Consider the following 24,291-nt stretch of genomic DNA (forward strand, 5'->3'; position numbering starts at 1 on the left):
TAGTTGCCCAAAAGTATTGGTGTTACTTTAACACTAAGTTTAATCAACATTAAGTCTGCAACAACTTATTTAGCTCCTAATAGAAAAAGTAGACCTTTTTACCCTACTACAACCAATTAAATTTAATAAGGCTTTAACATTATATTAACTAGACTTTTATAGTTTTCAGAAAATATTTATATGAAACATTTAATCGCCTTTTTTCTTCTTTTTATTCTACTATTTCAAGCAAAAGCCCAACAAAATACCGCTCTTCAATCCTACCAATTACTTGTTGGAAAGGGTCAATCCTATAACCTCTATATACAGCATAAAAATTATTACTTGCTAACGCTGATGCAGGAACTTCCCGAATTAAAACAGCTGATTGCAAACGACCAAATATTACAGAAGTTATTAAACGATAAAACCAGTAGTGCCAATAGTGCTTTAACAAATTGTGCGCAAGATGTTTCGTGCTACGCGAATGCGATGAAATTTAGTGAGGCAGAAATATCATTGGTGAATGAACGATTAAATGCTCTATACAAGCAAGATAATGCTTTAGGAAAAGTTGTTAAAAATCATTTAATACCATCAGGTTGTTACGGTTTACTGCGCGATTTACCCCACAATGAAATTATAGTTAAAGCTTGGGAACAAGATATAAAAGCAGTTAATCATACGATCAATGTTTACATCGAGGGGAAAAAACCCAACTATCCACTAATAGATTCTATTGCTTTTAACAAAAAAGATAGAGAATTTCCCAGCCTTGTTGCCTCAAATGTTATGCTCACTACCACAGGGGATAAAAAACTGTTTTTTGAACCAAGTATGAATTTTGCACTGGCAGCGTTAGAAATGAATACCAGATTAGATGCCGCTGACTTTGAACCGATGACTGCCGGCGTAAATAAAATAGCCCTGGCTCAAATCAAAAAAACCAATTTTAAGAACTATAAATATAGTGTAATATTGGTTCCAGGCGCCGGACCAGAAGATAAAGAAACCGAATTAAGTGCCGGCGGAATGATTCGCTGCCGAATTGCTGCTCTGCAATATCTAAAAGGAATGGCTCCTTTCATTGTCGTATCAGGAGGAAGAGTGCACCCCTTTAAAACAAAATACAGTGAAGCATACGAAATGAAAAAATTCATGATTCACACGCTACACATTCCTGCGTTTGCCATTATCATGGAACCGCATGCTCGCCATACCACCACCAATTTACGCAACTGTTCACGTTTGATATTTAGATATGGAATGCCAATGGATAAACCTGCATTGGTAAGCACGACTCAATCTACGATACCCTATATTGCTAACATCCTAGCAGAACGCTGCAAAAAAGAACTTGGTTACTATCCTTACAAAATAGGAAAAACATTGAGCGCTACAGAAGTGGAATTTTTTCCAAACAGTATGTCGCTGCAAATAGATTTCGATGAACCTTTAGACCCATAACATGAAACTTTATACTGCTGCAATTTTAACAGGCTTTGTGCTAACTACAATTAGCTATAAACCTATTTCAGGAAACATTACCAAGTCATTTACGCTCGATTCTTTAGGTGCATGCCAAGGGTTATCTTATCAAAACGGAAAATACTTATTGTACGGCGATCGAGAAGTTGGCGTAATGCGCGAATACGTCTTAAAAAGTGATTCATTAATGTACCAAAATAAGGAATATCGCTTTACCATAAAGGGCGAAAACGTAGTTAAACATCCGACCGGAATTGCTTTTAAAAAGGGAATGCCAACATTTGTAGGAAATTCTGTCCGTCAAAACGCTGAAGGCACCCTTTGGAAGGCGGTCATCTATTCCATCGATTGGTCAGGATTTTTAAAAACAAAAACCTTAGATGGCAATTTATTAAAAACAATTGAAGATGATGCCTGTATTCAAGGTTCTCGTCCCGAGTACGTCAAGCTTGGCAAAAAATGGTATATGGCAACCGCTGATTACGGAAATAAAAACAACGAAGTACGCCTATATGATCCCGAAAAGCTTACCAAAGCGAATAAAACAAGTAAAAAAGGCTTATTGTATAAGAAATTTAATTGTTCGCCATGGGTACAAAACTTACATTTTATCGAAGATAAAGGCATATTGGTATTAATTCAAAACCAAGTGGAGGGGCGCAAGTGGCGTTTTACCTTTTTGGATTTAGAAAAATCAATCGCCAATGGCAAAGAAGAAGTTATAAAAGTTATTGATACCGAGAAAGCAGACGAACTAGAAGGCTTTACCTTTAGCAATAATCCAAATAAAGCCATCGCAGTTAGCTCTTCAAGAAAAAATAATGTAAGCCTAATGGATATTACTTGGAGCAAAAACTAAGAGGCTGTCTCAAAAAGGCAGTCTCTTTTTGTTTTAAAAAAAGTTGATAAATTCTTGTTTAATAATTTTGTTTAATCATTTGAATTTCAGATATTTAAGTATAAATATTTAGAAATTTATGTCGTCAAAAACCCCTGTTTTCAAGCCTTATTACCAAGATCAGATGATGGCTTTTCCACCTACATTTGACGAATTAATAACTGCAGGGCACCCAGTTAGGATAGTTAACGATGTGATAAACAAAATCAATATCCAAAGCCTGCTAAATGCCTATCAAATCAAAGGCAGCTCGAGTTATCACCCTCAAATGCTCTTAAAGATTCTAGTTTATGGGTATGTAAGTAACGTTTATAGCAGCAGGAAACTAGAAACTGCTTGTCGGGAGAATATTAACTTTATGTGGCTTAGTGGAATGAGTTATCCAGATCACAATACCATTAATCGTTTTCGCGGGGTTCGTTTAAAAGAACACTTGCGCAAAATATTCGAAGAAGTTGTTTTGTTATTAGCCGAAGAAGGCTTATTGAGTATAGAAGAAGTTTATACCGATGGCACCAAAATAGAGGCAAATGCCAATAAATATACTTTTGTATGGAAAAAGGCTATTCAAACCAATAAAGAAAAGATGAAGTTGGCTTTAGCCGATATTTGGACTTATGCCCAAAGTATAACTAAAGCTGAAGATGAACTTCCTGATCCACCTGATTTTACCGAAATAAATAAAGAGAAAGTACAAGCAACGGTAGATAAGCTTAATGAAGTATTAGCTGATAATCCCGATGCAAATAAAAAGATTAAAAACAAGCTGAAATACATCAGTAAAGAATATCCAAAAAAGATAGCTGAATATGAGGTAAAAGAGGCTATTTTAGGTAATCGCAATAGCTACAGCAAAACCGATGAGGATGCCACATTTATGCGTATGAAAGAGGATCATATGCGTAATGGCCAGTTAAAAGCGGGTTATAATGTACAGATATCAACCTCAAACCAGTTTATTGTAAACTACACCATTCACCCAAACCCAACCGATACCACCACTTTAAAAGCCCACATCGAACAACACGAGACCAGCTTTGGCAAAAGTTTAAAAAGCATTACCGCAGATGCAGGATATGGTAGTGAAGAAAATTACGAACTATTGGAGCAGAAAGGAATTGAAGCTTATGTTAAATACAATATGTTCGACAAAGAGCAAAATGAACGATATACCAGTAAGAAAAGCTTTCAAGCCGACAAGTTATTTTACAACCAGGAACAAGATTGTTATATCTGCCCAATGGGCCAACAGATGCATTACATTGGCGATGCAAAACGAAAAACCAGTACCGGTTTCGAACAAACAAGTAAAAGATATCAAGCAAGAAATTGCAGCAATTGCCCATTAAATGGTGTTTGTCATAAATCGCAAGGAAACCGAATAATAGAAATTAACACTAATCTACTCAGCCATAAACAAACAGCTTATCAATTGCTAAACAGCGAGAAAGGAATTGAGAAGCGAAAGCAACGATGTTATGATGTTGAGCCAGTTTTCGGAAATATTAAACAGAACCAAGGGTTCCGCCGCTTTATGCTCCGTGGAAAAGAAAAAGTGGCAATAGAATGGGGATTATTGGCAATCGCACAAAATATAAGGAAAAAAGCAGCTTAAAAAGACTGTTTTTTCATGCTTTTTGAAAAATTGAACAGCTAAAACTGATTTTAGACCATACCATGTCCAAATGATACCAAATTGGAAATAAAATAAAAAAGAGGCCGTCTCGGTATTTTGGGACAGCCTCTTAGCTCTGAAATCCACCGTTCTGTTGAAGGGCGATCAACCGGACTGCTGCTAGCCGTAATAACCAATGTGCCACCATTCGAAATTTCATGCTGTGTAATATAATTGCGGTCGATTTCCTTGCCATTTAAAACAACTTTTTTAATATATTTATTCGTTAGCGAATAATTTTCTACACGTACATTAAAGAATTTGCCTCCAGTCGTTTGTATCGTTATAGACTTAAATAATGGAACATTCAAATAATACACAGGCCAACCCGGACAAGCTGGCATTAATCCGCAAGAAGCAAAAACATACCAACCCGACATCGCGCCCGCATCATCATCCATCGTGCGGATATAGGCTTTTGGCTCGTTTTTGTACACCCGATCAACAAATGGGTCTATCCCCTTGCTATTATCGTTAAAATAGTATTGAACAACCGTATCAACTGCAAAGCGATGAATCAATTCTTGCGATTTTGACGAAACCGCCGTGACATTAAACAGTAAGGGCGCTTGTAAATCGGGTTCATTGGCATGATTGTATAAATCCTGATCAAAAAACTGGCTCAATTCAGCAATATAATTTTGCATTCCTCCAGTCAATTCTATTAAACCTTTCATATCAAAAGGCGCAAACCAACGGTACTGCCAAATCGTGCCTTGGTACAAACCTCTCGCTTGCACCCTATCCACGTCAGGTTTGCTTAAATCTTTAAAATCTGTATTCCAGTACTTTTTGTATTCAAGTGCCTTTTTCTTATACTTTTCACTAAGATCATTTTTGTGAAGTATGCCTAAAATCTCAGAAAGTGCCCAGGTATCGTAACTTGATTCCAAAGCTTTATCGGGTTTAGAAAAATCGAGATTATCAACTTCTTTAATCAAAGAGTCTGCTATTTTAGCAAAATCTACCGGATAGCCTTTTCGGTATGAATCGAGCAAAACCACAATGGTATGCTCCGAACGCACCGTGTTGCTAGGTTCGGTCTGTCCAGCATAATCTTTCTTTCCTGAAACATATAAGTCCGCTAATGAACTAACCATGCCCTTATATTCCACTGGCCAACCGAGTGATAAAAGTGGTAATTGTGTACGATAGTTATCCCAAATTGCCCATCCATTATACCTGTTTTCTTCCGATTTTTGCGTCTTCCCGTTGGTGGCTTTAAAGGTTCCATCTGCTTCAGAAATAGTGTAAGGTGATTGCAGTACCCTATACAACAAGGAATAAAACAATTTCTTGCGTTCCATATCGCCATCCACTTCCACTCGACTCAAAGCCTTGTTCCAAGCATTGGCAGCAGCCGCCTTTAGCTGATCAAAACTTCCAGTAAAAATTGATGCCTTGGCGTATGCAACACTTATGGATGAAAAAGCAACCCGAATTGTTGCGTTTTGCTTCTCTTCAGGAAGATATGCAATAAAGCCATGTTCTCCTCTTGCTACAAAACGGACCTTTTCATCGAATTGCAACGCGTAATATAATCTATACGTTCCAACATTGCAGGTAGTACGCGCTTCTATCCAGCCGCTTAATCCATTTTCATCCAGAACATGTTCTTCCGCTACAAATTTATTTGCAAGGGTATGCGAAAGATCTATAAAAAATCCTTTTTCTCCTTGTGGAAATTGATACTTGTGCATGCCAGACTTCTGAAAAACAGTCATTTCGGCATTAACTTTATTCTTGAAAGATACTTGATAATAACCTGGCTGAGCCGATTGTTGATTCTTGATTAAGTCCACCAATGGATTATTGCCCAAAAAAGGTTTAATTAATAAATTGCCTCCACTTCCTTGACAGCCTACCCCTTCGAAACGATTGTGGGTAAATCCTAAAAACCTTTTTGCCTCGTATTCATACCCAGCATGCAACTTTGGATATGTTTGCGGCCCAATACTTAACATGCTAAAAGGGGAACTAGCTGCAGGTGATAATTGTCCGTGATCGCCAGATGTACCTAAAAACACGTTTACTAAAGCCGCGGGATTTTGAAGCTCCTTTTGTGCAAATGCAGGTTTGAAAAAAAACAATAACCCCAAGCCAATCGCAAAAAATAATCTGCTATATTTTGCAGCTCCTCTATTCAATGTAGTAAGATCCATTATCGGGCAAAAATATTGGTCAAACTAACCAATACCTTTAAATTAATATTATCAATATATAAAGTTTTTAAAAGAAAATAAATCTGAAGGTCCAAAACAAAAAAAGCCTCGATAAAATCGAAGCTTTTCTGTGGTGCCACCTGGATTCGAACCAGGGACACAAGGATTTTCAGTCCTTTGCTCTACCGACTGAGCTATGGCACCATCCCGTTGGGGTTGCAAATGTAGTATTCCTTTTTTAATTTACAAACACTACAATAAAATATTTTCAATTCGCTTGAAAAACCAAAATAAAAAGTCTCGATCTAAACCGAGACTTTTTGAAGTGGTGCCACCTGGATTCGAACCAGGGACACAAGGATTTTCAGTCCTTTGCTCTACCGACTGAGCTATGGCACCCTCCGTTTGGGAATGCAAATGTAGTGTTCTTTTTTCAATTGCAAAACTTTTTCTTTAAAAATATCGTGTTAAACTGATTATCAAGCTATTATTTTTTCATCCACTTCCCAAATCGTTTTTTAGAATGAGTATAAACAAAACAAATAATTTATTTTTTATGCATGCATAGTAATTTTTTCGAATTAATTATCCTAATTTAGCGTGAATAAACTATTCTAGCATGTTGGCTCAAATTTTATTTCTGATTATTACCCTTGCCGCAGTAGCGCTTTTTACGTTCAATTTCCGTAAGATAGTGCGTAATATCCGCTTAGGCAAAGACCTTAATCGTACGGATCAACCTCAAAAAAGATTGATAACCATGCTCCGCGTAGCATTTGGTCAGTCGAAAATGACGGTACGCCCTATACCTGCTATCCTTCACTTCTTTGTGTATATTGGTTTTGTAATCATCAACCTTGAAGTGTTGGAAATTATAATTGACGGATTATTTGGCACGCATCGTGTATTTAATGGTTTAGGCGAACTGTACAACTTTTTAATCGGGTCATTCGAAATTCTTGCCTTATTGGTTTGGGTATCTTGTGCTATCTTTCTTGTTCGAAGAAACATCATGAAACTGAAGCGTTTTTCGGGCATAGAAATGAAAAGCTGGCCAAAATCGGACGCAAACTATATTTTAATTACGGAAATCGTACTCATGTCGGCATTTTTATTAATGAATGCTGCTGACGCAAAACTTCAATTATTAGGTGCTGAACATTATATCAAAGCGGGTTCATTTCCGGTAAGTCAGTATCTTCAAAACCTTTTGCCTTCAACCGAAACCGCCTTAGTAATTATTGAGCGCACGTGTTGGTGGTTGCACATTATTGGTATTTTAGCATTCCTAAATTACCTTCCTTATTCAAAGCATTTCCACATTTTACTTGCATTCCCGAACACCTATTTTTCGAATTTAAATCCAAAAGGTGAATTTACCAATATGGCTTCTGTTACTAACGAGGTTAAAGCCATGTTAGATCCTTCGTTTGTTCCGGCCGAAACAGAGCCTGGCAAGTTTGGTGCAAAAGATGTAACCGACCTCAGCTGGGTAAATTTAATGAATGCATATACCTGCACAGAATGTGGACGTTGTACTTCGGTATGCCCTGCAAACATAACCGGAAAACTTTTATCGCCACGCAAGATTATGATGGATACCCGCGACCGTATTACGGAAGTTGGAAAAAATATTGATAAACATGGTGCGGATCATCAAGATGGAAAATCATTATTGGACGATTACATCAGCAGAGAGGAAATTTGGGCATGTACCAGTTGCAACGCTTGTGTTGAAGCTTGCCCAGTAAACATCGACCCGCTACAAATTATTGTAGAATTGCGACGTTTTGCAGTAATGGAAGAATCACAAGCCCCAGCAAGCATTAATGCGATGATGGGAAATATTGAAAACAACCAAGCGCCTTGGAAGTACTCACCTGCCGATAGATTAAACTGGGCTCAAGAAAATTAACTTAACGATTTAAACAGCTAGCAAAACACTAGCCTTTATTATAAAAAAATGGAATTTAAAGTACCTACAATGGCCGAACTAATGGCCGCAGGCGAAGAACCCGAAATTTTATTCTGGGTGGGTTGTGCCGGAAGTTACGATGAAAGAGCCCAAAAAATTACCCGCGATATCTGCAAAATCTTGCACCATGTAGGAATTAAATACGCCGTTTTAGGAACCGAAGAAAGCTGTACCGGAGACCCTGCAAAAAGGGCAGGAAATGAATTTCTTTTCCAAATGCAAGCCATGACCAATATTGAGGTGCTTAATGCCTATAATATCAAAAAAATTGTAACCGGCTGTCCGCATTGCTTTAACACCATAAAAAATGAATACCCTGGTTTAGGCGGAACGTATGAAGTTATTCACCACACACAATTAATTCAGGACTTAATTAACGAAGGAAAATTAAAAGCCGAAGGCGGCGAAAGCTTTAAAGGTAAAAAAATCACTTATCACGACCCATGCTATTTAGGCCGTGCAAATAACGTGTACGAGGCTCCGAGAAAAGCATTGGAAGTTTTAGATGCTCAGCTCATTGAGATGAAACGTTGCAAAGCAAATGGATTGTGCTGCGGTGCAGGCGGTGCTCAAATGTTCAAAGAGCCTGAAAAAGGAAATAAAGATATTAACGTTGAACGTGTAGATGAAGCATTGGAATCGAACCCACAGGTTATTGCAGCAGGCTGCCCATTTTGCATGACCATGTTAAGCGACGGTGTTAAACTAAAGGATAAAGAACAAGAAGTTAAGGTACTGGACATAGCCGAAATTACCGCGCGCGCAAACGGCCTATAAACCAGCTGCATTTTAAAAACACCATACGAATTGTGCTGTATTTTGAAGAAAATTACAGCACAATTTTTGAAATACTCTCTCTAATTTTATTCAAATCTTCGGCTTCAATATTTTTTAATGGGATAATCAATTCCATAGCCATTGAATCTACATCGCCTGATTTATCGTTATACGTTTGAACAATTACATCATCGCCTTTGGTGCGTAAATACAATTTACCTGAAACCGTCGAGCCGTAATAATCCATCTCCTTAAACTTGCTTAACTTAAAAGCAAAATACTCCATTTTACCGTTCGCGAAATACCGCTTATACCTACAAAAACCATTGTTGGTAACATTTAACTCGTACTTCTTAATTTGATTACTTTCCTGCCCAAAATCATAATGCTCCGTAAATGTTTTTTGTAAATAGATCAAGTACTCTTCGGTTGTTTCCAGAACAGAAAAAGCGCATAAAAACAATCCAGAGGCACAAAAAAGCAGTATTTTCAAGCACAATGTAAACTTTTTCATTAGGTTGATTTTTAGATAAGTACAAATTAATTAAAATGATAAATTTGTATTATGATTTTTTCTCCACAATCAAGAGTTTGGATTTACCAAAGCAACCGCAAGTTTACACAGTTGGAAGAAACTGAAATACTTGAAAAATTAGCCACCTTTACCCAGCAATGGAAGGCACATGGCAACGAATTACTTGCAAAAGCTGAAATCCGTTATGGCTTTTTTATCATTTTAACCGTTGATGAAAGCCAAGCGAACACCACAGGCTGCTCTATTGATAGCTCGGTTCGATTAATCAAGGAAATTGAACAACAGTACCATGTCGATTTATTTAATCGTTTCAATCTAGCTTACAAGCTAAACGCAGAAGTGATTGTAAATAACAAAGAAGACTTTGAAACGCTGATAAATATCAAAAAAATCACACCCGACACCATTGTTTTTAACAACATGGTACAAACACTAGCAGAATTGGAAACAAAATGGGAAATTCCCTTTAAAGATAGCTGGCATGCCAACATCTTTTCTCATCTACTTTAGTTATTCAAAGGGTTAAATGCTTTATCATAAATACGATAAAGCATTCCCCTTTTCTTTACTCCTGCACCTGTAGCGTAAAACATTTACGCAATCAAGTCGGTTAAACCCCTCCAAAATGCTTGCATTATTTTATTGAACGTGTATTTTAAAAAATACCCAAATAAAACCTTTATATTGTTTCATATTTAGGCAATATGACACGCTGGCTCAAAATTTCATTAAAAATTCTTGGCGGATTTATTCTGCTTTTCCTGCTCATCTGTGCGGCATCAACTATCTACATTAAAACCCACAAAAAGGCGATTTTAAGTGCCATCATGGAGCAATTAAACAAAAACATTAACGGCTCCCTAACCGTATCGGATATGAGTCCAAGGCTTTTCAAAGGCTTCCCCAACGTGTCGGTATCTTTAAAAGAAGTTGAATTAAACGATAGTTTATACGCTCAGCATCAACATCATTTATTAACTGCAAAAGATATTGATGTTTCTTTAGCCCTAATCCCTCTTTTTAGTGGAGGCGTAGTCATAAACCGCATTGGCATCAACCACGCCAATGTATATTTATTTACGGATAGCTCCGGCTATTCTAACACCAGCGTTTTTAGAAAAAAGACAAGTGCGAATTTGGTAGATTCTACCAAGAAATCGAATCAGTTAGAAGTAAAAAAAATTGATTTCGAAGAAGTAAGTCTTGTTATCGACAATCAAAAAAGAAACAAATTATTTCATTTCGATGTGCACGCATTGACCGGAAAAATCAAATACCCAGACTCGGGTTTGACCGGTGTATTAAAAATTGATGCGCAAATTAAAAGCTTTGCGTTCAACACCAAGAAAGGAAGCTTTTTGAAAGATAAATCGCTTAAAGGCACCCTTGATTTTCATTTAAACAAAATGACCGAGGAAGTTATCATCCTGCCAAAACCACTCAAAATTAACGAAACACCATATGTTATTGGTGCCAACATTCATCTTGCGAAAGGAAAGGGTGGTTTTGCGCTAAACATTCACGTTAAAGATGTATTGTACAAAGACGTAGCAAGTCTTTTATCACCCAATATATCTAGCAAATTATTAAAATTCCAAATCGAAAAACCTGTTGTCATCAACGGCACTATTGTCGACGACGGCAGTGGAAAATACCGTGACCCGTTAATTAACGTGGCCATAGCCGTACGCAATAATGTGGTTAAAGTACCTCCAGGCACCCTTACCGATTGCAATTTTGATGGAACATTCACCAACCAAGATACGGTTGGTGGAATGATTGGCGATGAAAATTCATCCATTAAATTCTTCAAACTACGGGCAAATTACTTTAATGCCCCGCTGCAAATAGATACGTTTTTAGTGAACAACCTGTCTCAACCCATTGCCACTGGCTATGTGAAATCAGATTTCCCATTAACCAATTTAAATGAATCAATGAGTACCAATCATTTCGAATTTAAAAAGGGAACAGCCAGTGTACGTCTTTATTGCAAAGCTGATATTAACAATTTTAGCTTCACCAAGCCTGTTATATCGGGTAAAATACGCATTGCCAATGCAGATATTTTATATGTTCCGCGTAATTTACATTTAGTTCGAAGTGCCTTGGATATTGATTTTGACCAGAACGATTTATCAATTAAAAACGGTCGATTTGAATTAGGAAAAAGCATTTTAAACCTCAACTGCAGCATCAAGAATTTCACCAATTTATATTACACCGCACCTGAAAAAATTATGGCAGAGGTGTCAATGAGTAGCCCTCAACTACATTTAACCGAATTCCTTCCCTTTTTAGGCCCGCGAAAACAGCACAAAAAAGGGAAACCAAGCAGTCCACCAACACCAGCATCTAAACAGTTGAGCAATGTGTTGGAAGTATCAAACATGAATATTAAACTGCAGGTTAAAAAGGCAATTTATAAGAAATTTGTTGCCTATAATTTCTATACAGACGTTTCTCTTCGTGGAAGAGGCATTTATTTTAATTCGATTCATTTACAACACGCAGGGGGCTCTCTTGCCGTAAACGGACATATTTTCCAAGAGGCTAAATTTAACTCTTTTAAACTATTGGCCAATGTAAACCATGTGAACATCAAAGATTTCTTTTATGCATTTGATAACTTTAATCAAGACGGCCTTACCTATAAAAATTTACTGGGTTATTTAAGTTCAAAAGTACATGTGAATGGAAAGATATCCCAGACAGGAAGTATACTCCCGCGTTCTATGTACGGAATCGTTTCTTTTAACTTGAATAAAGCTGCTTTGGTTAACTTTGAACCTTTGGAAAAAGTTGGAAAATTCGCTTTTGCAAACCGAAATTTTTCGAATGTTACCATTGATAAACTAGATGGTGTTCTTCACATCCAGGGGGATAAAATTGCAATAGCTCCTATGCAAATCAACTCCAGCGTGCTTAACTTTGACGTAAGAGGGATTTACGGACTAAACGCAGGCACCAATTTAATGATGGATATTCCGCTTCGAAATCCTAAAAAAGACGAAAAACTTAGTGAGGATGACAAGCAAAAAAGAAGGATGAAAGGCATTGTTCTTCACCTGAAAGCGATTGAGGAAAAGGGAAGTCTAAAAATAAAATGGAACAAAGATCACGACTAAAGCAGGTCTTTATTCCATTTTTATGCCGTAAACTTAAAATTCAATAGGACCAGTTAAACGCATGTTGCGCACAATCAGGTATTGACGGTGTCGAATATAGCGTGTAGGATGCAATGGAGTCCACTTTCGTGGATTTGGGAAACAAGCCACAATCAAGGCTGCTTGATTTTTGGTCATTGTTTTGCAGGATTTACCATAATATGCTTGCGAAGCAGCCTCTGCACCGTAAATCCCATCTCCCATTTCAATCACGTTTAAGTACACTTCTAAAATACGTTCTTTGCTCCAAAAGAGCTCAATCAGCAAGGTAAAATAAGCTTCAAATCCTTTTCGGATATACGAACGGCCTGGCCATAAAAAAACGTTCTTTGCCGTTTGTTGCGAAATGGTACTGCCTCCTTTTATTTTCTTTTTATTTTTAGCGTTATTTTTAAATGCCTTTTCAATCGCATTTACATCAAATCCAATGTGCTGTAAGAATAATTGATCTTCACCTGAAACCGCAGCACGCTTCATGTTATCAGAAATATTCTCAAAATCCATCCACTTTTTATCGGTTTTGAATGATTTTCCATCCGCTTTGCGCTCAATGTTACGCAAAACCATTAATAGCGTAATGGGTGGATTGATAAATCGAAGTGCTATGACCCATATAACGGATACCAATAAAAAATAGACGAATACTTTACTTGCTATTCTGGTAATCTTTTTAAAAAGTGTTGGTTTAGCTGTTGATTTGCTTCTTGAGGTTTTAGCCATGGCGCAAATGTAAATAATCTTATTAAAAGTTAGAATGCATCATTCTGTAGGTATGCATAAAAAAGCGGCAGTGCCGTGCTTAAAACGAATTCATTGCATTTAGCATTTTATTCATGTTAACAGAAAAACTGTCTATTATAAATGTAAAAAGGGTGATTTTCATTTCGAAAACCACCCTTTCTTGTTTTGATTATTCCATTATTTCGAAGAATCTTCTTCTTGTTTTGGCTCTTCTTTTTGTTTGCCACCACCTTTTTTATGGTTTACTAAGATGGCGTCATCTTCTTTGTTATAATCGATTTCCAATACATCTCCTTCGGCCAACTCACCTTTTAAGATTTCCTCGGCAATCGGGTCTTCCAAATATTTTTGAATCGCACGTTTTAACGGACGGGCACCAAAATTACTATCGAAACCTTTCTCTGCAATGTATTCTTTCGCGTTGTTTGTTAACGTAATTTCATATCCTAAGGTATGAACTCTACCAAACAAGGCTTTCAATTCGATATCGATAATGCGGAAGATTTCTTCTTTTCCTAAAGAATTAAACACCACTACATCATCTACACGGTTTAAGAATTCGGGTGCAAAAGCGCGTTTTAAAGCACTTTCAATGACACCGCGACTGTGTGCCTCGGCTTGGTTGGTTTTAGCTGCTGTAGAGAATCCAACTCCTTGACCAAAATCTTTCAATTGGCGGGCACCAATATTAGAAGTCATGATGATAATGGTATTTCTAAAATCTACTTTACGACCTAAACTATCGGTTAATTGACCTTCATCCAGTACTTGCAATAAGATGTTGAATACATCAGGATGTGCTTTTTCAATCTCATCTAATAAGATTACGGCATATGGTTTACGACGAACCTTTTCAGTTAATTGTCCACCTTCTTCATAACCCACATATCCCGGAGGCGCACCTACTAAACGTGATACAGCAAATTTCTCCATGTATTCACTCATGTCTATTTGAATTAACGAGTCATCGCTATCGAACATGAAACGCGCCAGCTCTTTTGCCAATTCGGTTTTTCCTACCCCAGTTGGGCCTAAGAAAATGAATGAGCCAATTGGTTTTTTAGGATCTTTTAATCCCGCTCTGGTACGTTGAATTGCTTTGGTTAATTTCTTAATCGCATCATTTTGACCAATAATTTTCTCAGCAACTTTGTCGTACATATTCAACAGTTTAGCACTGTCGGTTTGGCCAACACGTTGTACCGGAATACCGGTCATCATCGCTACCACCTCTGCTACGTTATCTTCCGAAACCTGATAACGCTTGGTTTTGGTTTCAGCTTCCCACTCTGCTTTCGCTTTATCCAATTCTTCAATCAGATTTTTTTCTGTATCGCGAAGTTTTGCTGCTTCTTCGTATTTCTGACTGCGAACTACCTTGTTTTTCTCAATCTTAATATCTTCAATCTTTGCTTCGATATCAATGATATTTTGAGGAACATGAATATTCGTTAAGTGAACACGAGATCCCGCTTCATCCAAAGCATCAATCGCTTTATCTGGCAAGAAACGATCCGAAATATAGCGCGACGTTAACGTAACACATGCTTCAATAGCTTCTTGTGTATAGGTTACCCCGTGATGCTCTTCGTATTTATCCTTAATGCGACTTAAAATTTCGATGGTTTCATCTGGCGTAGCTGGTTCAACCATTACTTTTTGAAAACGACGATCCAAAGCACCATCTTTCTCAATGTATTGACGATACTCATCTAATGTTGTGGCTCCGATGCATTGAATTTCTCCGCGTGCTAAAGCAGGCTTAAACATATTCGAGGCATCTAATGAACCAGAAGCGCCACCGGCACCAACAATCGTATGAATCTCATCGATAAATAAAATTACATCCGTTGATTTTTCAAGCTCGTTCATTACCGCTTTCATTCTTTCTTCAAATTGACCACGGTATTTTGTACCTGCCACCAATGAAGCTAAATCCAAGGTAACCACGCGTTTGTTAAACAATACACGCGATACTTTGCGTTGAACAATGCGTAAAGCTAAGCCTTCAGCAATAGCCGATTTACCTACGCCTGGTTCACCAATTAAAATTGGATTGTTCTTTTTTCTACGCGATAAAATCTGCGATACGCGTTCAATTTCTTTCTCGCGACCTACAATCGGATCTAAACGACCTTCTTCAGCAGCTTTGGTTAAATCGCGACCAAAATTATCTAGAACAGGCGTTTTAGATTTAATGTCTGAAACCTTTTTAGGAGCACTAAAACTTTCCTCTTCACGGTAATCATCATCACCACCTGTTGAGGCGCTGTTAGAAATATCGTCTCTGAATCCATTTTTATTTACTTCTACTTCCTGTTTAAAAATATCGTACGTTACACCGTATTGCAACAATATTTGAGAGGCAATGTTATCATCATCTCTTAAAACTGACAACAATAAATGCTCAGTACCGATTAAATCGCTTTTAAATATTTTTGCTTCTAAATACGTAATCTTTAAAACCTTTTCGGCCTGCTTAGTTAAAGGGATATTGCCTAAGGTGGCCGTTACACTTGAGGTACCACGAACGGCATCTTCAATTGAGCGGCGCAATTTAGCCGTATCGACCCCTAACGATCGTAAAATCTTTATAGCCATTCCATCGCCTTCGCGAATGAGGCCTAACAATAAATGCTCGGTACCAATGTAATCATGTCCTAAACGGAGAGCTTCCTCTCTACTAAAAGAGATCACATCTTTAACCTGTGGTGAAAATTTTGCTTCCATAATACCTTTCTTAACAGCTACGTCTCTAAACTATAAAATAAATAATAAATAGCAACAGTACTGTTTCTTTTATTTTATCAACAATTGCGCCATATAAGTGGATAAACCTTATGATACTGACGTTTATTGGTAAAAAATGGATTGTTTCATCTTAAAAGAGCTATTACGTCTAATAATTATCTACGTAAACAACTTATATTCTGCTTCTAAAAAGCCTCTTAATTTACTATTTCGGGTTTGTCTGTTAATTGTAAAGGATTTTATCAATTTCTGTAACTGACAAAGTGCTATTTCTTGATACTGCAATTTACAACTTTTGACAGAAAAAATAAATATTCTGCCAAAATCTAACCTAATTTCTAAACACTTTTAAGGGAAATTAGATTTATTTTTTTTCGCAAAAAAATGAATTCGGCTAACAACGGCAATTATTTACACCTTTTAGTGCTAAAGCTTTCACTGTCAGCAATACTTATTATTAAGTATTCTTTTAGTTGAAATTATTTTACAAACAAAAATGTTGTACATTTGACTAACTAATCATTCAAATTATGCTTTTATTAATCGCCCCAATTTATTTTATCGTTTTCTTGGCTTGGGTACTCTACTCGAGCTTAATTAAAAGAAATATTAAAGAAAATATGCCCTTGTTGTACACCGGCTCTGTATTTTCTGTGATATGGATTATTATCATTTTGGTATCCTAATAAAACAGGCATACCGACTAGGTTTGCTATAAGCATCCAAGCATCATTAAACAAAAATTAAAAGGGAGAATTTTAGTCTTGATTTTTATTCGCAGCTAAGATTGCGAATGGTAGCTTCTAAATCGTTAATCTTTTTCTGTAGCATCTCTACTGTATGCTTCAATCGAATGTTTTCAATCTGAAGTTCTTCCAAATTTTTACCTGCCTCTTCTTGCATTCGTTTTAATTCAAAACGACGCATAAAACCTCCTTCGTCTAAAAAGCGATCTAAGCCCGGTTGTTTCCCAACAATGGCTGGTAGTGGATATCCTTTCACTTTACCCACCATAAAAATTAAGTCGAGTTGCTCTAAAATACTTAAATAATCGGCAGCTAAAACCTCATTCCCTCTAAACAACTTTGCTATCAAAGCTGATTTAATATATTGCTCAGCACCAAATAACCCTAGAATGTTATCCAGCAATTCGCATTTAGATGAAGTAAGAGTTAAAGATAAATTGTTCATTCGCTTTTAGAGCTGTTAAATGCGCTTGTGCCATTTTTGCGATACAACTACAGCATTCAACATAAAAAAAATAGAGATAATTAACGTATTTGAGCGCGCATTTTAATCTCGTGCAAGATAGAAAAAAACAACTACTAAATGAACAGCATTCATTTTTTTCCGGCGTTATGAAAAAATATATAATTAACTATTTATTAAAATAGTGATTAACTTCTGTGTACCGTCTACACTCCATATTAAATTATTCGCTTTGTATTCCCTTTTTATTTCAAATTGAGCATCTTTGCAAAAATATAATGCGATAATGTCTGACGAGAAAATAATATTTTCAATGGCAGGAGTAAATAAGATTTACCCTCCTCAAAAACAAGTTTTAAAAAACATATACCTTTCCTTTTTTTACGGAGCTAAAATTGGGGTAATCGGTTTAAACGGTTCAGGTAAATCTTCTTTACTTAAAATTATTGCCGGATTAGATAAATCGTACCAAGGCGAAGTTGTTTTCTCTCCAGGCTATTCAGTGGGGTATTTGGCACAAGAACCTATCTTAGATCCTGAAAAAACTGTCAGAGAAGTAGTTGAAGAAGGAGTTGCCGAAACCAAAGCTATTTTAGTTGAATACGAAGAAATTAACGAAGCGTTTGGCTTAGAAGAAAATTATTCGGACCCTGATAAGATGGATAAATTAATGCAACGTCAGGGCGAATTGCAAGATAAAATTGATGCCGTTGGTGCTTGGGAACTTGATAATAAACTAGAACGTGCGATGGATGCGCTTCGCTGTCCAGACCCAGAAACAAAAATTGGTGTTCTTTCTGGAGGTGAACGTCGTCGTGTAGCCATGTGCCGCTTGTTACTTCAAAAACCTGATGTTTTACTTTTAGATGAGCCTACCAACCACTTGGATGCCGAAAGTATCGATTGGTTAGAGCAATTCTTACAAAATTACGAGGGTACTGTAATTGCGGTTACCCACGATAGATACTTCTTAGACAACGTAGCTGGATGGATTTTAGAACTTGACCGTGGCGAAGGTATTCCCTGGAAAGGAAATTACAGCAGCTGGTTAGATCAAAAAGCAAAACGCTTATCTCAAGAAGAAAAAACAGAAAGCAAGCGTCAAAAAACATTGGAACGCGAATTGGAATGGGTACGCATGGCTCCGAAAGCACGTCATGCCAAATCGAAAGCACGGTTAGCGAATTATGAAAAACTGGCTTCTGAAGATGGTAGAGAGCGCGAAGATAAACTGGAATTATTTATTCCTGCAGGTCCGCGTTTAGGAAATGTAGTAATCGAAGCAACCAATGTTTCAAAAGCCTATGGTGATAAAGTTTTATTTGACAACTTAAATTTTGCCTTACCTCCAGCCGGGATTGTTGGAATTATCGGTCCAAACGGCGCAGGTAAAACTACTTTATTCCGTTTAATTACCGGACAAGAAGAAGCTGACACAGGAACATTCCGCGTGGGCGAAACCGTAGAGTTGGGCTATGTGGATCAAATGCATAATGATTTAGATGCGGATAAAACTGTTTATGAAAACATTACAGATGGATTAGACAACATCCAACTTGGAAATAAAGCGGTTAACGGTCGTGCGTATGTTTCTAAATTCAATTTCAATGGTGGCGACCAACAAAAGAAAGTGGGTGTACTATCGGGTGGTGAACGAAACCGCGTACATTTAGCCATTACCTTGAAAAAAGGTGCCAATGTGCTTTTACTGGATGAACCAACCAATGATATCGATGTAAACACACTTCGTGCTTTAGAAGAAGCGTTGGAAAATTTTGGCGGTTGCGCCGTAGTGATTAGTCACGATAGATGGTTTCTAGACCGTATTTGTACGCATATTTTAGCGTTTGAAGGTAACTCAGAAGTTTATTTCTTCGAAGGTAACTATTCAGATTACGAAGAAAATCGAAAAAAACGTTTGGGTGATGTAACTCCAAAACGAATTCGTTATAAAAAGTTAGATTAATTTTTTAACGCAAACAACAAAAGCTTCTTTAAATGGGAAGCTTTTGTTGTTTTAGCGATTGTTAAGGTATCATTTCTTGTATAGCGTCTTCAATTTTTGGATACTTAAACGCAAATCCTTCTTTTAATAAATTTTCAGGAATCACCCACCTGCTTTTTAAAATAAGTTCTGTTTCGGTACGAATGATTACCGCACCAATTTTAAGTAGCCATTCGGGCGATGCTAAACCAAAACTTTTATGCATACCTTTCCTTAGTGTTTTCATGAACGTATAATTGTTCACCGGATAAGGAGCTGCACAATTATATACGCCTTTTAATTCGGGATTTTCTTGTATAAATTGGATAGTCCTGCACAAATCTTCTATATGGATCCAACTAAACATTTGTTTGCCACTTCCTTGAGCTCCTCCCAATCCAAAGCGAACCAAATTTTTAAAAGGAATCATTACGCCTCCATCTTTCCCTAAAACAATCGCCATCCGCAAAGCAACCTGTCTGCTTGAAGGAAGATTGAAATCAAAAAATGCTTTTTCCCAATTAGTGGCCACATTCACAGAAAAACCTATTCCTATTTCACCCTGTTCCTCCGTCATTGGTTTATCTTCAGCATGGCGATAAATGGTGGCTGTACTCGAATTAATCCATAATTTTGGAGGATTTTTACAGCTTTTTATGGCATCACCTAAAATTTGGGTAGTTTTTATACGTGACTCAAGTATGGCTTGCTTATTTTTTGCATTGTATCTGCAATCCACTGACTTTCCAGCTAAATTGACCAACATTTCTGCATCTTCCAAGGCATCTTTTATCCCTTTTGAATCTTCCCATTGAATATGTTTATCACTTCTTGAAATTATCTTAACCACATATCCTCTATCCCGAAAATACGCAACTAAATAATTCCCTATAAAACCAGTTCCTCCGGCAATAATAATTTTCGTATTCATAGATTCAGGGGTTTAAAGTGTTTAAAAACAGTTATCGCTTTTAATTTATAACTTCCTTTGCTAGCACTGCTTCTTTTGCTTTTCTTTTTCCTCTAAAGAAAAAGTACAGGTTGATAAACAACATAATACCCAGGTAAATTGAAAAGCTACCAATTTTATAGCTTAACTTTTCAATTAATTCTTGATAACTGTTCGTGTATAAACTGATTTCTAAAATCATCAAGGCAAAGCCCAAATTCAATAGATAAAAGCCGGTTTCAAAAAGCTTATTCGTTGCTACCGCAATTTCTTCTCTTCCCTTAAAAATATCCATCATATATACTTTACTATTTCTAAAAAGTGTTTTTGAAACATAAAATGTTAAAAAGAGTGCAAGTGGCAAATACACTGCATAACCGATAAGAATTTTTGTAGTTTCCATAATAGTGCTATTTATTTAGTACTTGATTAATTTTCGAATGCTGGTAGTTAAAATAAAAATGTTTAAATAGTGTAATCCTGATAGAATGCATATTATCACGGCCATTTTTGCCGAAACAATTTCAATCAATTGAGGAATTGTGGCAATATTGTTCCAAAACGATAAGGTTACGGCGCAATAACCAATATTAACAAGGTAATAGCCTACTAATAATATCTTATTAATCTGCTTACATAAATCGGCATGATTCGGAAGTAATGAAGCCACGAATATGTTGCCGTTTCGATAACAGATTTTCCCAACCACCAAGATGATAAAAGCCATAGCACCAATGAAAATAAAATAGCCGATGATGTTTAAATTCCCCATGTTTTACTTTCAGTTATTATATTTATTTTTAAAATTTCAGAAAATATTGAAATTTTGATTTAAAAAAATTTAGCGCATCAATTTAATAATCATTTTACCCAGCCAATTGTCTTTATATTCTGTCACTTTATCAATCATTTCATCTGCTTTTAGAACAAAATCGTATAACTTACCTGTTTGCGATACAAAATGCTTCGCTTCTTCCGATTCATTATTTTCGATTACCGATACTTCTTTCAGCACCTTTAAAGCAGGTTTGATTTCGCGTTTGCTTCGCTCCTTTGCAATGATGGTTGCCAATTCATCCAAATCTTTTTCGGCTACAAAAAATTCCTTTCGTTCGCCCGGTTTGTTTGCTTTGTATACAATGCCCCAATCCATTAATGCACGAATGTTCATGCTGGCATTTCCTCTCGATATTTGCAGTTCTTGCATGATATCTTCCATTGAAACCGCATCTTTGGAAACAAGAAGCAAAGCATGAATTTGTGCCATCGTTTTATTGATACCCCATTGTGAGCCTAAAGCCCCCCAAGTTTGCACAAATTTATTTTTTGCTTCTTCGTATTGCATAATCAAAGGTAATATTTATTTCTAAACTTTCAAAAATATTTGAAAGTTTATTTTTATGAAGTCTAACTTTTCTTTTCTTCTCGTGGCCCGCGTTTGTAAATAACCAACCCGTTTAAAAAATTACGTAATATCTGATCGCCACAAGGTTTAAAATTCTCGTGATCCTCATTTCTAAAAATATCGCCCAATTCTGCCTTGGTCACCTTAAAACCGACTAAATCGCAAATGGTTATAATGTCTTCTGTTTTTAATGATAAAGCCACGCGCAGCTTTTTCAAAATATCGTTATTACTCATATTGGTATATTTATATGCTTAAGAAGCGATGGATAGCTTCAACTTTTTCCCTTTAATTTTTTCTCCTTGTAGAGATTTCAGGAGTTTCTCTACTTGTACTCTTTTTACAGCTACATAACTGCTCAAATCTTTTACTTCAATTAAGCCTATGTCCTCCTTTTGTAGCGCGCCTTTTTGCAAAAATAGCCCTACAATGTCGATTTTATTAATTTTATCTTTCTTTCCGTATCCAATGTACAACGTAACCCAATCACTTTGTTTTGGTAAAGCATAGGTTTCTTCTAATACCTCTTCTTCGAGCTCTTCAGGCAAATATTTATACTTCTCCTCAGTGGTTAAAATAAGATAGGCGGTGCCTTTAGCTTTCATCCTTGCAGTACGACCATTCCGGTGAATATAGGCGTCTTCTGTGTACGGAAGTTGGTAATGCACAATGTATTCTACTTCGGGAATATCGAGTCCACGGGCGGCCAAATCAGTGGTGATTAAAATTTTGTGACTTCCATTTCTAAATTTCAACAAAGCCTTTTCACGGTCTAGCTGTTCCATTCCTCCATGGAAAACATCATGTCCTAAACCTTTCTCGAAAAGTAAATCGCTAATACGGTCCACTGTTTCTCGGTGGTTGCAAAAAACGAGGGTATTTTTTGATCCGATTTTACTGAGCAATTTTAGCAAAACTTCCAATTTATCTGCAGCAGGCGCTACAATTCTTTTCAATTTTAAATCAGGCTTCGCCTGCTCATATCCTGAAAAATCGATTATTTCTGGATTAGCTAGTTTCACAAAAGCAGGGATTTCTTCCATTTTGGTAGCCGAGGTTAAAATCCGTTGCTTTAAAGACAGCAAAGAACCTATAATATACGACATATCCGCCTCGAAGCCGAATTCAAGCGATTTATCAAACTCATCAAGCACTAAAGTTTCGACAAAAGACTCATCAAAATTGTGATATTCGAGATGATACGCAATACGGCCAGGCGTACCAATAAGCACAGCTGGTGGAGTTGCTAAATTATTTTTTTCGATTCGAACCGAGTGACCTCCATAACAGCAATTGACTTTATACGCTGTGCCCATTTGCTTAAAAACCTGTTCAATTTGTAGCGAAAGCTCACGCGAAGGAACTAAAATAAGTGCCTGTACGCCTTTTTGATTGGGTTTTAGCCGTAATAACAAAGGCAACAGAAAAGCAAGCGTTTTCCCGGAACCGGTAGGTGCAATTAACACGGTATCTTTACCTGAACCTACTGCATCCAGCGAAGCTTCCTGCATGTTATTTAATGCAGCAATCTGTAATTTCTTTAGGACATTTTCTATCATCTAGCGCAAAGATAAACATTTAAACGCTAGGCTTGCCTAGTTACCAAGATGGTTTCATTTATATTTAGCTCGGTTTTGCACCCTGTTCAATCACTAGGATAGAAAAAATTTTGTTAGATTATCCTCGCACTAAAAATACTTTTGCTTTATTTTTTTTAGCATACTAAAGCGCATGGCACGCTCTAAAAGTAACAACATTTTCCCTTGCTTGGCAATAGAAGATTTTACTTTTTCATTGGCTTTTTTAACAGAGGTGATCAATCGGTCGCCTAATTCATCCGCATATTTATTGGCTCTGCTTTCTTGTAACAGTTTAAACTCTTGAATTAACTCAGCTTTCATATTCTTAGAATTTAATTAAACATATTATCATAACGTTTGAAAACGATTTTTGATCTAAAAAAACCACTTTTATTGCAATAAAAACACTAACTTGTTGATAACTAAGCATCTGTTCAAAAATAAACCGTAAAACTTAACATAAGTTTAATGTAATGACCTTAAATTTATAAAAAGCAGATTACCAAACCATTAATTTGAAAAATGCGTTTTTATGACATGGAAAAAATTTAGCGGTGAAATGATTCATTCATCCATCTTAGAAGAAGTAGAAAAAGCAATCCTTCGCGAAACAGAGAACGGTTACAAATTGAAAGTATGCATTGGTACCGACTCCCAAGTGAAAGGTCTTATTACTGATTTTGCTACGGTAATTGTTCTGTTAAGAGAACATCATGGTGGTTTTATGTACATTCATCAAGAGAAAAGCACACAGCAACTCAGCATCAAAGAAAGAATGCTTACCGAAGTTCAAAAGTCTATTGAAACCGCTTATTCTATTTGCGATTTATTAGATATTTACGATGTAGCGCTCGAAGTTCATGCTGATATCAACACCAATCCATCCTTTAAATCGAACAAGGCATTAAATGATGCCATGGGATATATTTTGAGTATGGGCTTTATTTTTAAAGCTAAACCTGAAGCCTTTGCCAGCTCTACCTGTGCAGACAAAATGGTACATTAATAAAAAAAGT

The 24,291-nt window shown here is 36.6% G+C and carries 21 protein-coding genes and 2 tRNA genes; 9 read left to right on the forward strand and 14 right to left on the reverse strand.

Annotated elements, in window-relative coordinates; translation table 11 throughout:
- Positions 1-180: 180 nt before the first annotated feature.
- From ACJVDK_RS08645 to ACJVDK_RS08655, 3 genes are all read left to right on the forward strand, one after another.
- Positions 181-1,446: a YdcF family protein gene (locus ACJVDK_RS08645; protein WP_443939876.1), complete on the forward strand. Its 1,266-nt coding sequence runs from the start codon at positions 181-183 to the stop codon at positions 1,444-1,446.
- Position 1,447: 1 nt separating this feature from the next.
- On the forward strand, positions 1,448-2,326 hold the full coding sequence (locus tag ACJVDK_RS08650; protein WP_443939877.1) for a hypothetical protein: 879 nt from the start codon (positions 1,448-1,450) through the stop codon (positions 2,324-2,326).
- 118 nt (positions 2,327-2,444) lie between these two features.
- Complete coding sequence (locus ACJVDK_RS08655; RefSeq protein ID WP_443936436.1) at positions 2,445-3,980, forward strand: IS1182 family transposase; 1,536 nt, start codon at positions 2,445-2,447, stop codon at positions 3,978-3,980.
- Between the two features lie 50 nt (positions 3,981-4,030).
- Here the strand turns inward: ACJVDK_RS08655 and ACJVDK_RS08660 are convergent, their stop codons facing one another.
- From ACJVDK_RS08660 to ACJVDK_RS08670, 3 genes are all read right to left on the reverse strand, one after another.
- The gene (locus ACJVDK_RS08660) at positions 4,031-6,202 is read right to left on the reverse strand and encodes a glycoside hydrolase domain-containing protein (protein ID WP_443939878.1); all 2,172 of its coding nucleotides are present in this window, start codon (positions 6,200-6,202) and stop codon (positions 4,031-4,033) included.
- A gap of 131 nt (positions 6,203-6,333) precedes the next feature.
- Positions 6,334-6,406 (reverse strand) — tRNA-Phe (locus ACJVDK_RS08665).
- Between the two features lie 122 nt (positions 6,407-6,528).
- Positions 6,529-6,601 (reverse strand) — tRNA-Phe (locus ACJVDK_RS08670).
- A gap of 220 nt (positions 6,602-6,821) precedes the next feature.
- Here ACJVDK_RS08670 and ACJVDK_RS08675 point away from each other — a divergent pair.
- Both ACJVDK_RS08675 and ACJVDK_RS08680 read left to right on the forward strand, forming a co-directional pair.
- Positions 6,822-8,117 carry a 4Fe-4S dicluster domain-containing protein gene (locus ACJVDK_RS08675; protein WP_443939879.1) on the forward strand — a complete coding sequence of 432 codons (1,296 nt, stop codon included), beginning with the start codon at positions 6,822-6,824 and terminating at the stop codon, positions 8,115-8,117.
- A 48-nt stretch (positions 8,118-8,165) separates the two neighbouring features.
- Positions 8,166-8,954, forward strand: coding sequence for a (Fe-S)-binding protein (locus tag ACJVDK_RS08680; protein ID WP_443939880.1), 789 nt, complete (start codon positions 8,166-8,168; stop codon positions 8,952-8,954).
- A 52-nt stretch (positions 8,955-9,006) separates the two neighbouring features.
- Here the strand turns inward: ACJVDK_RS08680 and ACJVDK_RS08685 are convergent, their stop codons facing one another.
- Positions 9,007-9,468 (reverse strand): hypothetical protein, encoded by a 462-nt coding sequence (locus ACJVDK_RS08685; RefSeq protein WP_443939881.1) that lies wholly within the window; start codon positions 9,466-9,468, stop codon positions 9,007-9,009.
- A gap of 51 nt (positions 9,469-9,519) precedes the next feature.
- Here ACJVDK_RS08685 and ACJVDK_RS08690 point away from each other — a divergent pair, with 51 nt between their 5' ends.
- Both ACJVDK_RS08690 and ACJVDK_RS08695 read left to right on the forward strand, forming a co-directional pair.
- Positions 9,520-9,999, forward strand: coding sequence for an ABC transporter ATPase (locus ACJVDK_RS08690; protein WP_443939882.1), 480 nt, complete (start codon positions 9,520-9,522; stop codon positions 9,997-9,999).
- Between the two features lie 194 nt (positions 10,000-10,193).
- On the forward strand, positions 10,194-12,617 hold the full coding sequence (locus ACJVDK_RS08695) for an AsmA family protein (protein ID WP_443939883.1): 2,424 nt from the start codon (positions 10,194-10,196) through the stop codon (positions 12,615-12,617).
- 33 nt (positions 12,618-12,650) lie between these two features.
- Here the strand turns inward: ACJVDK_RS08695 and mtgA are convergent, their stop codons facing one another.
- The 3 genes from mtgA to ACJVDK_RS08710 all read right to left on the reverse strand — a co-directional run bounded on the left by mtgA (position 12,651) and on the right by ACJVDK_RS08710 (position 17,339).
- Complete coding sequence (gene mtgA / locus ACJVDK_RS08700) at positions 12,651-13,376, reverse strand: monofunctional biosynthetic peptidoglycan transglycosylase (RefSeq protein WP_443939884.1); 726 nt, start codon at positions 13,374-13,376, stop codon at positions 12,651-12,653.
- Between the two features lie 198 nt (positions 13,377-13,574).
- Positions 13,575-16,127, reverse strand: a complete 2,553-nt coding sequence (locus tag ACJVDK_RS08705) for an ATP-dependent Clp protease ATP-binding subunit (protein ID WP_443939885.1) — start codon at positions 16,125-16,127, stop codon at positions 13,575-13,577.
- A gap of 792 nt (positions 16,128-16,919) precedes the next feature.
- A complete protein-coding gene (locus tag ACJVDK_RS08710) occupies positions 16,920-17,339 on the reverse strand; it encodes a hypothetical protein (protein WP_443939886.1) in 420 nt (139 codons plus the stop codon).
- Positions 17,340-17,643: 304 nt separating this feature from the next.
- On the opposite strand from ACJVDK_RS08710, the gene ettA reads away from it, so the two are divergent.
- Positions 17,644-19,323, forward strand: a complete 1,680-nt coding sequence (ettA, locus tag ACJVDK_RS08715; RefSeq protein WP_443939887.1) for an energy-dependent translational throttle protein EttA — start codon at positions 17,644-17,646, stop codon at positions 19,321-19,323.
- Positions 19,324-19,384: 61 nt separating this feature from the next.
- On the opposite strand, the gene ACJVDK_RS08720 is transcribed toward ettA, so the two are convergent.
- From ACJVDK_RS08720 to ACJVDK_RS08750, 7 genes are all read right to left on the reverse strand, one after another.
- Positions 19,385-20,272, reverse strand: coding sequence for a TIGR01777 family oxidoreductase (locus ACJVDK_RS08720; RefSeq protein ID WP_443939888.1), 888 nt, complete (start codon positions 20,270-20,272; stop codon positions 19,385-19,387).
- Positions 20,273-20,312: 40 nt separating this feature from the next.
- Positions 20,313-20,693 carry a hypothetical protein gene (locus ACJVDK_RS08725; protein ID WP_443939889.1) on the reverse strand — a complete coding sequence of 127 codons (381 nt, stop codon included), beginning with the start codon at positions 20,691-20,693 and terminating at the stop codon, positions 20,313-20,315.
- 15 nt (positions 20,694-20,708) lie between these two features.
- The gene (locus ACJVDK_RS08730; protein WP_443939890.1) at positions 20,709-21,062 is read right to left on the reverse strand and encodes a hypothetical protein; all 354 of its coding nucleotides are present in this window, start codon (positions 21,060-21,062) and stop codon (positions 20,709-20,711) included.
- 69 nt (positions 21,063-21,131) lie between these two features.
- The gene (locus tag ACJVDK_RS08735) at positions 21,132-21,635 is read right to left on the reverse strand and encodes a GbsR/MarR family transcriptional regulator (protein ID WP_443939891.1); all 504 of its coding nucleotides are present in this window, start codon (positions 21,633-21,635) and stop codon (positions 21,132-21,134) included.
- A gap of 62 nt (positions 21,636-21,697) precedes the next feature.
- Positions 21,698-21,931, reverse strand: coding sequence for a DUF1456 family protein (locus tag ACJVDK_RS08740; RefSeq protein ID WP_316808897.1), 234 nt, complete (start codon positions 21,929-21,931; stop codon positions 21,698-21,700).
- A gap of 18 nt (positions 21,932-21,949) precedes the next feature.
- Positions 21,950-23,254 (reverse strand): DEAD/DEAH box helicase, encoded by a 1,305-nt coding sequence (locus ACJVDK_RS08745; RefSeq protein WP_443939892.1) that lies wholly within the window; start codon positions 23,252-23,254, stop codon positions 21,950-21,952.
- A gap of 129 nt (positions 23,255-23,383) precedes the next feature.
- Positions 23,384-23,596: a hypothetical protein gene (locus ACJVDK_RS08750; RefSeq protein WP_443939893.1), complete on the reverse strand. Its 213-nt coding sequence runs from the start codon at positions 23,594-23,596 to the stop codon at positions 23,384-23,386.
- A 211-nt stretch (positions 23,597-23,807) separates the two neighbouring features.
- Between ACJVDK_RS08750 and ACJVDK_RS08755 the strand changes: the two genes are divergently transcribed.
- Positions 23,808-24,281, forward strand: coding sequence for a ribonuclease H-like YkuK family protein (locus ACJVDK_RS08755; protein ID WP_443939894.1), 474 nt, complete (start codon positions 23,808-23,810; stop codon positions 24,279-24,281).
- Positions 24,282-24,291: the final 10 nt, after the last annotated feature.

This window comes from Pedobacter paludisoli (genome assembly GCF_052344095.1).
Taxonomy (GTDB): domain Bacteria; phylum Bacteroidota; class Bacteroidia; order Sphingobacteriales; family Sphingobacteriaceae; genus Pedobacter.

Excerpts from the sequence above, each read along its gene's own strand:
- ACJVDK_RS08725 (WP_443939889.1), bottom strand. The coding sequence starts at position 20,693 with ATGGAAACTACAAAAATTCTTATCGGTTATGCAGTGTATTTGCCACTT.
- ACJVDK_RS08740 (WP_316808897.1), bottom strand. The coding sequence starts at position 21,931 with ATGAGTAATAACGATATTTTGAAAAAGCTGCGCGTGGCTTTATCATTA.
- ACJVDK_RS08705 (WP_443939885.1), bottom strand. The coding sequence starts at position 16,127 with ATGGAAGCAAAATTTTCACCACAGGTTAAAGATGTGATCTCTTTTAGT.
- ACJVDK_RS08730 (WP_443939890.1), bottom strand. The coding sequence starts at position 21,062 with ATGGGGAATTTAAACATCATCGGCTATTTTATTTTCATTGGTGCTATG.
- ACJVDK_RS08710 (WP_443939886.1), bottom strand. The coding sequence starts at position 17,339 with ATGAACAATTTATCTTTAACTCTTACTTCATCTAAATGCGAATTGCTG.
- ACJVDK_RS08735 (WP_443939891.1), bottom strand. The coding sequence starts at position 21,635 with ATGCAATACGAAGAAGCAAAAAATAAATTTGTGCAAACTTGGGGGGCT.
- ACJVDK_RS08755 (WP_443939894.1), top strand. The coding sequence starts at position 23,808 with ATGACATGGAAAAAATTTAGCGGTGAAATGATTCATTCATCCATCTTA.
- mtgA (WP_443939884.1), bottom strand. The coding sequence starts at position 13,376 with ATGGCTAAAACCTCAAGAAGCAAATCAACAGCTAAACCAACACTTTTT.
- ACJVDK_RS08690 (WP_443939882.1), top strand. The coding sequence starts at position 9,520 with ATGATTTTTTCTCCACAATCAAGAGTTTGGATTTACCAAAGCAACCGC.
- ACJVDK_RS08655 (WP_443936436.1), top strand. The coding sequence starts at position 2,445 with ATGTCGTCAAAAACCCCTGTTTTCAAGCCTTATTACCAAGATCAGATG.
- ACJVDK_RS08695 (WP_443939883.1), top strand. The coding sequence starts at position 10,194 with ATGACACGCTGGCTCAAAATTTCATTAAAAATTCTTGGCGGATTTATT.
- ACJVDK_RS08680 (WP_443939880.1), top strand. The coding sequence starts at position 8,166 with ATGGAATTTAAAGTACCTACAATGGCCGAACTAATGGCCGCAGGCGAA.
- ACJVDK_RS08745 (WP_443939892.1), bottom strand. The coding sequence starts at position 23,254 with ATGATAGAAAATGTCCTAAAGAAATTACAGATTGCTGCATTAAATAAC.
- ACJVDK_RS08750 (WP_443939893.1), bottom strand. The coding sequence starts at position 23,596 with ATGAAAGCTGAGTTAATTCAAGAGTTTAAACTGTTACAAGAAAGCAGA.
- ettA (WP_443939887.1), top strand. The coding sequence starts at position 17,644 with ATGTCTGACGAGAAAATAATATTTTCAATGGCAGGAGTAAATAAGATT.
- ACJVDK_RS08720 (WP_443939888.1), bottom strand. The coding sequence starts at position 20,272 with ATGAATACGAAAATTATTATTGCCGGAGGAACTGGTTTTATAGGGAAT.
- ACJVDK_RS08660 (WP_443939878.1), bottom strand. The coding sequence starts at position 6,202 with ATGGATCTTACTACATTGAATAGAGGAGCTGCAAAATATAGCAGATTA.
- ACJVDK_RS08675 (WP_443939879.1), top strand. The coding sequence starts at position 6,822 with ATGTTGGCTCAAATTTTATTTCTGATTATTACCCTTGCCGCAGTAGCG.
- ACJVDK_RS08685 (WP_443939881.1), bottom strand. The coding sequence starts at position 9,468 with ATGAAAAAGTTTACATTGTGCTTGAAAATACTGCTTTTTTGTGCCTCT.
- ACJVDK_RS08650 (WP_443939877.1), top strand. The coding sequence starts at position 1,448 with ATGAAACTTTATACTGCTGCAATTTTAACAGGCTTTGTGCTAACTACA.
- ACJVDK_RS08645 (WP_443939876.1), top strand. The coding sequence starts at position 181 with ATGAAACATTTAATCGCCTTTTTTCTTCTTTTTATTCTACTATTTCAA.